This is a genomic window from Tabrizicola sp. (assembly GCF_030373185.1).
GTDB lineage: Bacteria > Pseudomonadota > Alphaproteobacteria > Rhodobacterales > Rhodobacteraceae > Tabrizicola.
Map to the genome: position 1 here is coordinate 1 of NZ_JAUCZH010000017.1, position 9,208 is coordinate 9,208.

The window sequence follows — 9,208 nt, forward strand, 5'->3', positions numbered from 1 at the left end:
ATCTTTGGCGCCCGTTGAGTGCTGGGGGCGGATCTGTCCAGATCATCGATGGGAAGTCCAGCAGCGGCAAGGGTGGCGTGGACGACGATGACGACGATGACGACGACGACGACGACGACGATGATGATGATGACGACGATGACGATGATGACGATGATGACGATGACGATGATGACTGACGTGTTGCAGCCTGGTGCCTCCGCGTCCTCGTCTGAGACGGCGTAGACGTGACGCGTGCCGCGGCGATCATAGCGATCTTCGTGGTTCAGGCGCTTTGCGCCTTTTTCTTCGTGTCTGACATCCTGTCTTCAGTATTGGGGCTACGAACCTCTCCCATCAGTTGGGAGATGCGCGAGGCGCTGGAGATCGGTGCCGCGATCGGTCTCGTGCTTGGGGTGGTTGTGGGGGCGTTCATGCTGCGCCGGGCGCTTCAGGAACGCAATCAGGCCGAAGAACGACTGCGCCGGGCATCAGGCGAATTCATGGTGCTTTTGAAGGAACGGTTCGACGAATGGGGCCTGACCCCATCGGAAAAGGATGTGGCGCTGTTCGCGATCAAGGGCATGTCCACGGCGGAAATCGCCAGCCTGCGCACGACCAGTGAAGGCACGGTCAAGGCGCAGACCAATGCAATCTATCGCAAGGCCGGTGTCAGCGGGCGACCGCAACTTCTCAGCCTGTTCATCGATGATCTGATGCGCGATGACGGGGCGGTGCGCGTGGCCGCGAATGGCGGGCCGACTGCCGGCTAAGGTGCTTCAGACCGCGTGTTCCTGCAACACAGCCAGCGGAACCACGTCAAGCGTTGCCTGATGCGTGGCGGAAAGGCGGATCTTCGGGGCGGCACCTTCTTCATGCGCTTGCAGAAAGCGGTTGGCGCAGAGGCACCACTGGTCCCCCGGCTTCAGTCCGGGAAAGCCGAATTCCGGGCGCGGGGTGGACAGGTCGTTGCCAAGGTATTTCGACAGGGCCAGAAACTCGGCCGTCATGGTGGCGCAGACGGTGTGCAGCCCCCGGTCCATCGGGCCGGTATCGCAGCAACCGTTGCGGAAAAACCCGGTTAGCGGGTCGGTCGAGCATGGTTGCAGCGGTTCGCCCAGCACATTTACCGATGGTTCTTGCATCCGGATACCTCTTTTGGCCAAGGCGACCTTGCCTGTTCGTGGCGCGAATGGAAAGCCTTGCCAAGACGCTTGCGGCAATGGTGCGCAGGCTGCCTTGCGATGACAGTCGTCTGCCGTGGCATCAGGCTTGTTGCCCCGACGGTCAGGACTTCCCGCCCACCAGTGCCGCCCTTTACCCCGGCAGGGTGTTCTCCTATAACGCCGGGCATGGAATACGGGCTGATCTCGCGTCGAATTACCGGCCCGGCGGGCTGATCTCAGGCCGCCGGGCTTTTTGCGCCTGTCCATCCATTCCCTTTTGCCCGCGAGTTTCCCCATGTCTTCCGACACGACCGCCCCCGCGACCACGCCCGACTACCGCGAAACCGTCTTCCTGCCCGAGACCCAGTTCCCGATGCGCGCCGGTCTGCCCCAGCGCGAACCCGACTGGCTGGCCCGCTGGGAACGGATCGGTGTCTATGACCGGCTTCGGTCCACGGCTGCGGGCCGCGCGCCCTTTGTGCTGCATGACGGCCCTCCCTATGCCAACGGGCATCTGCACATCGGCCATGCGCTGAACAAGGTCTTGAAGGATATGGTGGTGCGGTCCCAGCAGATGATGGGCTTTGACGCCCGCTATGTGCCGGGCTGGGACTGCCACGGCCTGCCGATCGAATGGAAGATCGAAGAGCAGTACCGCGCCAAGGGGCTGAACAAGGACGATGTCGACATCGTCGATTTCCGCCAGGAATGCCGCCGCTTCGCCGAAGGCTGGATCGGCATCCAGCGCGAAGAGTTCAAGCGGCTGGGCGTCACGGGGAAATGGGACAAGCCCTACCTCACGATGGACTATCACGCCGAAGCCGTGATCGCGGACGAGTTCATGAAGTTCGTGATGAACGGGAGCCTTTATCAGGGGTCGAAGCCGGTGATGTGGTCGCCGGTGGAAAAGACTGCGCTGGCCGAGGCAGAGGTGGAGTATCACGACCATACCAGCCACCAGGTGTGGGTGGCGTTCAAGGTTAATGCCCAGAAGGCGCACGCTCTAGACATTGTGCCAGGTGCGGTCCCGACTGCGATGCTTCAAGAACTCGGCTCAAGGGTGGTCATCTGGACGACCACTCCGTGGACCATCCCGCAGAACCGGGCAGTCGCATACAATTCGTCCATTTTCTATGGACTGTTTGAGGTTACGGGGAGGCCGCAGGACTCGAACGTAACAATCGGTGCGACCTATGTCGTGGCTGACAAGCTCGCGGAACAGACATTCGCCGCGTCGAAACTTGACGCAACGATGTATCGTCGGCTTCGCGGTGTGTCTTCGTCAGAACTCGAAGCGGCCACCCTCGCCCACCCCTTCCGCGGCGTCGAGGGCGGCAATGGCGAGTGGGACTATGATGTCCCCATGCTCCCCGGCGACCATGTCACAGATGATGCCGGAACCGGCTTCGTCCACACGGCTCCATCGCACGGCGATGACGACTATCAGCTGGGCGTGAAATTCGGCCTGCCGATGACCTACAACGTCGAGGCGGATGGCTCTTACCGTTCCGACCTGCCCTTGTTCGGCGGGCAGCACATCATCCTGCCCGACGGCAAGGAAGGCCCCGCCAACGTCAGCGTGATCAAGCAGCTGGCCTATTCCGGCGCGCTTTTTGCCAAGGCAAAGCTGAAGCACTCCTATCCGCACAGCTGGCGGTCGAAGGCCCCGGTCATCTACCGCAACACGCCGCAGTGGTTTGTCGCCATCGACCGGGCGCTGGATGACGGCATGTCCACTTATGGGGATACGATCCGCAGCCGCGCGCTGAATTCGATCAACCAGCTGGTCGAATGGACCCCCGCGACCGGGCGCAATCGCCTGCACTCGATGATCGAGGCGCGGCCGGACTGGGTGCTGTCGCGCCAGCGCGCATGGGGCGTGCCGCTGACGGCTTTCGTGAAAAAGGGCGCGCGGCCGGATGCGCCGGACTTCCTTCTGCGGTCGCCTGAGGTGAACGCACGCATCAAGGCCGCGTTTGACGCTGAAGGTGCCGATGTCTGGTATGTGCAAGGATTCAAGGAGCAGATGCTGGAAGGCATCGTGACTCCGTCCGATTATGAACAGGTCTTCGATGTGCTGGACGTCTGGTTCGACTCTGGCTCGACCCATGCCTTCGTGCTGCGCGACCGAGAAGATGGCGCGGCGGACGGGATTGCCGACCTCTACCTTGAAGGCACCGACCAGCATCGTGGTTGGTTCCATTCCTCGATGCTGCAATCCTGCGGCACCAAGGGCCGCGCGCCCTATCGCGGCGTGCTGACCCACGGCTTCACGCTGGACGAGAAGGGCATGAAGATGTCCAAATCGCTTGGCAACACCGTGGCGCCGGAAGAGGTCATCAAGGAATACGGCGCCGATATCCTGCGGCTTTGGGTGGCGCAGTCGGACTATACGGTTGACCTGCGGATCGGGAAGGAAATCCTGAAAGGCGTGGCCGACAGCTACCGCCGCCTGCGCAACACGATGCGCTACATGCTGGGTGCGCTGAAGGATTTCAGCGAGGCCGAGAGGGTGGCCTTCGAGGACATGCCCGAGGGAGAGCGTTTCATCCTGCACCGCCTTGCGGAACTGGATGCCGAGGTCCGCGAGGGCTATGCCAGATATGACTTCCAGGGCGTGTTCCAGAAGCTGTTCACCTTTGCCACCACTGATCTGAGCGCGGTCTACTTCGACATCCGCAAGGACGTGCTTTATTGCGACGCCCCCACCAGCTTGCGCCGTCGCGCCTGCCGGACGGTCATGGACATCCTGTTCCACCGGCTGACCACATGGCTGGCGCCAGTGCTGGTGTTCACCATGGAAGAAGTCTGGCTGGAGCGGTTCCCGGGGGATGAATCGTCGGTTCATCTGATGGATTTCCCCGAGACGCCAAAGGCCTGGCTTGATCAGGCGTTGGCGGCGAAATGGGATGCCTTGCGCGATACGCGCCGTGTGGTGACCGGGGCGCTGGAGGTGCAGCGCACGGCGAAGGTGATCGGGTCAAGCCTTGAGGCAGCGCCGGAGGTCTTTGTCAGCCCGACGCTTGCGACGTTGCTTGGCAGCGTGGATTTCGCCGAGCTGTGCATCACCTCGGATCTGACAATCCGCCCGACGGCAGCCCCTGAAGGCGCTTTCGTGCTGGCCGATGTGCCGGATGTGGCGGTGCTGTTCCATTCGGCCAAGGGGGCCAAGTGCGAACGCTGCTGGAAGGTCTTGCCCGATGTCGGCACGCACAAACACCCCGGCACCTGCAAGCGGTGCTCTGACGCGCTGGGGTGATGGGCGGCTCTGTGCAGCCCTTGCGGGCCGTTGTCCCGACGCCCTTCGGGCCGGTGACACTGGTCGAGGCTGAGGGCGTGCTGGTGCGGCTGAACTGGGGGGCAGAGGCGGGCGCAGGCTCGCCCCTGCTGGACGAGGCGGCGCGGCAGATGGCGGCTTACTTTGACAGGCGGCTGGTGCGGTTTGACCTGCCGCTGGATTGGGGGACGGGCCTGCATGCCGCCACGCGGCGGGCGATGGCGGATATCCCGATGGGCGAGACCCGGACCTATGGCCAGATCGCCAGACTTGTCGGCGCCCCGGCGCAGGCGGTAGGGCAGGCTTGTGGGGCGAACCCCTTGCCGATCCTGATCCCCTGCCACCGGGTGACCGGCACCCAATGGTTCGGCGGGTTTTCAGCCCCCGGCGGGGTTGAGACGAAGGCGGCACTCTTGCGCCACGAAGGCGCGCTGCTGATCTGAGCCTAGGAATACCCGCGTTCTGGACTTAACCTGCGGCTTGCGCGCGGCTGGCCGGGGCCTTAGCCAGAATGTAACGGTTTCATGACGGGTGCGTAGTGACCCTTGGCGTCTTTCTTGCCGTCCTTGGCGCGGCCTTCCTGCATGCGCTGTGGAATGCGCTGATCAAACTTGGCACATCGAAGGTTGGCGGGATGGTGATCCTGTCCATTGTCGAGGTGCCAATCGGCCTTGCCGTCATCAGCTTTGCAGCCCCCATCGACCCTGCGGCGATCCCTTGGGTGATCGCGGCGGGTTGCACGCATTTCGCTTACAAGTTCTTCCTGACCTATGCCTATGATCGGGGCGACCTGTCCCGCGTCTACCCCATCGCGCGGGGGGCGGCGCCGATGGTGGTGGCGCTGGTGGGCGCGGCCTTTCTGGCCGATGCGGTCAGTGGGCAGGAATATCTTGCAATTGCCGTGTTGGCGGCGGGCATCCTGTTGATGGCGCGGGGGGTGTTCACCAGCGGTGAGGATCGCAAGCTGCTGCCCTTTGCGCTCGGATCAGCCTTGGCGACGGCCACCTATACCCTGATCGACGGGATGGGCGCGCGGGTATCTGGCGCGCCGGCAGCCTATGTGGCTTGGGTCTTCGTCGCGGATGGGGTGTTCTTTACGGTGGGCATGCTGGCCTTGCGCGGCTGGGATGTGATCCCCCGCAACTGGCAGGCGTGGCGGATGGGGGCCGTCGCCTCGGCGGCCAGCTATGGGGCCTATGCGGTATCGATCTGGGCGATGACGCTGGCGCCGATTGCCGTGGTGGCGGCGCTGCGCGAAACCTCGATCCTCTTTGCAGTGCTGATCGGCTGGCTGATCTTTGGCGAGCGGATGACCGGCGAAAAAGCGCTGGCTGCGATCGTGATCGTCGGAGGCGTGATGCTGACCCGGCTCTGACGCCGCGAAGATCCGGTCGGAAGGTTTCCGGCTGCGCCTAGCGGACGCGGCGGATGCCTTCCGGCACGACCTGCTGCACGATCCCCGCCAGCACAAGGTAAAGCGAGGTGAGAACCAGCAGCCATTTGGCTATCGGCCCTTCCTGAAAATCCCACCATGCCGCCCATCCGGCCAGTGCGATCCATGCAATGCAGACGGCAAGCGACAGCTTGTACCAGCGCTTTGTGCGCGTCGGATGGATGAACTTGAGATTGGTGAACATTGTCACCGTCAGCAGGATCACCACCATCAGGATCACCGTCTGGCTTGGCTCGGTGGCGAAAAGCACCAATACGACCATGTTCCAGCAGGCCGGGAAGCCCGCAAAGGATTTGTCCTTTGTCTTCATCCGTGTATCGGCAAAGTAGACCACGCTGCCATAGCAGATGACGATGATCGCAAGCCAGCCGGTCCAGCCGGGCAGGAGGCCAGACTGGAACAGCGCGAAGGCCGGGATGAAAACATAGGTCAGGTAGTCGACGATCAGGTCCATCAGGACGCCGTCATAGGTCGGCCAGTTCGTCTGCACATGGTATCTGCGCGCAAGTGGGCCGTCGATGCCGTCGACGATGAGCGCGAAAACCAGCCAGAGGAACATCAGGCTCCATTCCCCGTTTACCGCGGCAAGCATCGCAAACATTGCCAGCACCGCCCCGGAAGCGGTGAGAAGATGAACGCCAAGGGCTTTCAGTTGCGGAGTCATTCAGTCTTGATGGCGGATTTGGGGGCAGGGTGCAACAGGGTGCGCATGTCAAGTCAGGCCCGGGGATGGGCTTTTTCGTAGACTTCCATCAACCGGGCGGCATCGACAGCAGTGTAGGCCTGGGTGGTGGAAAGCGAGGAATGCCCCAGAAGTTCCTGAATGGCGCGCAGGTCGCCCCCGGCCGACAGAAGGTGGGTGGCAAAGCTGTGGCGCAGCGCATGCGGCGTGGCCGTGGCAGGCAGGCCAAGCCGAAGGCGGGCGCGTTCGGTCGCACTCTGGATCAGGCGTGGGTTGACCGGACCGCCACGCGCGCCGCGAAACAATGGGGCGTCCGGCGCAAGGTCGTAGGGGCAAAGGCTCACATAGGCAGCCACGGCCTTCGCCACAGCGGGGATCACGGGGACAAGTCGCGTCTTGCCACCTTTGCCCGTGATACGCAGAACCGGCGGCAGGGGTTGGCTGGCGCCGGTCAGTGACAACGCCTCGGATATGCGAAGGCCCAGACCGTACAACAGGGTGACAATCGCCACGTCGCGCGCCGCGATCCAGTCTTCGCGGGCATCATCACCGATCGTTTCAAGAAGCGCGGCCGCGCCGTCTTCGGAAAGCGGCCGCGGCAGTTTGCGCCGGAATTTCGGGCCGCGCGCTGACAGGACCGTGGTGGCATCCATCCCCGTCCTGTCCGCCGCCCAGGCGGTGAAGCCCTTTACCGCAGACAGACCGCGGGCAAGCGAGCGCGCCGAAAGGCCGCGGCTGCGTTCCTCGGCCATCCAGGCGCGAAGCTCGGATTGCGATGTCCTCGCGACAGCGGCAAGGCCTTCGGCCCCGCCACGATGCATGGACAGAAACTTCAGATAACGCGCAACATCGCGGCGATAGGCTTCAACCGTAGTGGCGGCGACCCCTTGCAGCGCCGCAATCTGCGCCAGCCAGTCGGCCAGCGCCGCGCCAAGGGCAGGGGCAAGGAAAGGGTCGGGTTGTCCGACCTCGATCTGCCCTGCGGCCTTCATCCAAGCCACTGCCGCATGACGCGTTCGAAAACCCCCGCGAAGAAGGCCAGCAGGTCGGTGCCGTGCATCGTCTTGAATTGATGGGGATCTTCCGACCCGAAGACCAGCATGGCCGGCAGGCGGCCCTTGCCAAGGTCCAGCTTCATCAGGGCCTCTGACCGGATATCACCAGCCTGTTGGCCGTAAACCGAAGCGGCAAGCGCGGTTACCGGGCGCAGGACCACCGGGCGGGCGTGGATATTGCGGCCATTGGTCAGATAGCTTCCGACAAAGTCACGCGGAGCGACTTGCAGCACCTCGCCTAGGCGGCGCAGCGCGGGATCTGCCTCGCCGTCTTCCTGAACGGTCTCCAGAACAAGCCGGACCACGTTCACCCGAAGCGTCTGGGCAACCTCGGTCGAAAGCGCCCGCATGAAGTCTTCAAACGTTTCCGGATCAAGGAGTTGCAGGATCGCGCGGTGAACCTGATTGGTGCCGGCAAGGTTTTCATAAGCCGCCGCGATGACCGAACGGTGCGTGTCTTCCAGCCGGTCAAGGCGGGTTTCCAGGCGCTGCATCGCGATGCCGCGGAGGTCGACGATGTTGGTTCCCATCGCGCGTTCGTTTGCGGCGACGAGGGCGTTCATCACGTCCCGGTCTTCCAGAAACCGTTCCGGTTCCGACAGGATCAGGTCGCGCAGTTTTGGTTCGATCATCGGATATGGCCAGGCGTTTTTGGGTATGAATTCCATGCACTATAGGCGAAAGCTAAACCACTTGGCCACCGTTTTTGCCACGCCTCGACACCAGATTGGCCGATCTGCCACAGCGGCCCGCAAGACGCCGTCTTGCCCCCGTCTTGCTTGCGTCTTCCTTCCGTCTCTACGCGCGCCGCGGTGGGCTTGCGTTAACCCGCCCCCGCGACACTGGCCGCAAACGGAGACCGCCATGCCAAACCTGAAGCAGCAAACCCCCCGCCAGCGCGCCAACATGACCTACATGATGGACGTGATGCGCCGGCTGGAGTGGGACCTGCACAACACCATCGAGATGACGGGCCGCATCCCCGAGGACTGGCACGAGATCGCCCAAGCCACCCCCCGGTCGGCCAAGGTGAAGGTGAACCTTGGGTTGGAGGCCGATGTGGTGAAGTTCTTCAAGTCGATGGGCGAGGGCTACGGCCCCCGGATCAACGACGTCTTGCGCAGCTACATGCACGCGCGGCTGGCGGGCGTGATCCGGGGGGCCGAGACGGTGGCCCACTTCCGGCGACGGGAGGAGGGGCTGGATGGGCCGAAGCCCGCGTTCGGGGATCTGGCGCGGGAGATGGGGGAGGTGTGGGAAGACGCGGGGCCTCCGGTGGTGGAGGCCAGCCGCGCGAAGATGCAGGAGCTATTGCAGCGGAAGTATGGGGAGAAGGGCGGGCCGGAGGGGGAGGGGCTGGTGCCTTGGGTGCGGTGAGGGGGTGAACCCAAGTATCTGAAATCAAAAAGATTCAGAAGCTCATTGCCCATGTGCTGACCGTCTGCGATACTTCAGACAACAAACAATAAAATGGCAGCGAGGCAGGTATGAACCAGCGATTTGTTATGGCTCCACAACCAACTTTGAAGCGGGTCGCAGATCTAGGGTCAGGACTCGTTCTTGTTTCATAGCCAGAACATGACGGTTGCGGCGAGC

9 protein-coding genes are annotated in these 9,208 nt (G+C 63.1%); 5 read left to right on the forward strand and 4 right to left on the reverse strand.

All coding sequences use genetic code 11. From position 1 onward, the window contains the following. The first annotated feature begins 227 nt into the window (after positions 1-227). Entirely contained in the window at positions 228-752 is a 525-nt protein-coding gene (locus QUV21_RS17755; RefSeq protein WP_300856688.1) for a LuxR C-terminal-related transcriptional regulator, read from the forward strand. A 6-nt stretch (positions 753-758) separates the two neighbouring features. Here the strand turns inward: QUV21_RS17755 and QUV21_RS17760 are convergent, their stop codons facing one another. Continuing rightward, complete coding sequence (locus tag QUV21_RS17760; RefSeq protein ID WP_300856689.1) at positions 759-1,124, reverse strand: DUF2237 domain-containing protein; 366 nt, start codon at positions 1,122-1,124, stop codon at positions 759-761. Positions 1,125-1,440: 316 nt separating this feature from the next. On the opposite strand from QUV21_RS17760, the gene ileS reads away from it, so the two are divergent. The 3 genes from ileS (at position 1,441) to QUV21_RS17775 (ending at position 5,797) form a co-directional block, all read left to right on the forward strand. Then, positions 1,441-4,404, forward strand: coding sequence for an isoleucine--tRNA ligase (ileS, locus tag QUV21_RS17765; RefSeq protein ID WP_300856690.1), 2,964 nt, complete (start codon positions 1,441-1,443; stop codon positions 4,402-4,404). Continuing rightward, complete coding sequence (locus QUV21_RS17770; RefSeq protein WP_300856691.1) at positions 4,404-4,865, forward strand: methylated-DNA--[protein]-cysteine S-methyltransferase; 462 nt, start codon at positions 4,404-4,406, stop codon at positions 4,863-4,865. The genes ileS and QUV21_RS17770 overlap by 1 nt, the downstream gene beginning before the upstream one ends. 95 nt (positions 4,866-4,960) lie before the next feature. Then, entirely contained in the window at positions 4,961-5,797 is an 837-nt protein-coding gene (locus QUV21_RS17775; RefSeq protein WP_300856692.1) for a DMT family transporter, read from the forward strand. 37 nt (positions 5,798-5,834) lie between these two features. Here QUV21_RS17775 and QUV21_RS17780 read toward each other — a convergent pair whose 3' ends face one another. Genes QUV21_RS17780 through QUV21_RS17790 form a run of 3 tightly spaced genes read right to left on the reverse strand, consistent with a single transcriptional unit; the run spans position 5,835 to position 8,244 of the window. Further along, complete coding sequence (locus QUV21_RS17780; protein WP_300856693.1) at positions 5,835-6,539, reverse strand: CDP-alcohol phosphatidyltransferase family protein; 705 nt, start codon at positions 6,537-6,539, stop codon at positions 5,835-5,837. A 53-nt stretch (positions 6,540-6,592) separates the two neighbouring features. Next, positions 6,593-7,549: a tyrosine recombinase XerC gene (locus QUV21_RS17785; protein ID WP_300856694.1), complete on the reverse strand. Its 957-nt coding sequence runs from the start codon at positions 7,547-7,549 to the stop codon at positions 6,593-6,595. Next, complete coding sequence (locus tag QUV21_RS17790) at positions 7,546-8,244, reverse strand: DUF484 family protein (protein ID WP_300856695.1); 699 nt, start codon at positions 8,242-8,244, stop codon at positions 7,546-7,548. Before QUV21_RS17790 ends, QUV21_RS17785 begins: the two co-directional genes overlap by 4 nt. A 232-nt stretch (positions 8,245-8,476) precedes the next feature. Between QUV21_RS17790 and QUV21_RS17795 the strand changes: the two genes are divergently transcribed. Next, a complete protein-coding gene (locus QUV21_RS17795) occupies positions 8,477-8,989 on the forward strand; it encodes a BrnA antitoxin family protein (RefSeq protein ID WP_300856696.1) in 513 nt (170 codons plus the stop codon). Positions 8,990-9,208 lie beyond the last annotated feature (219 nt).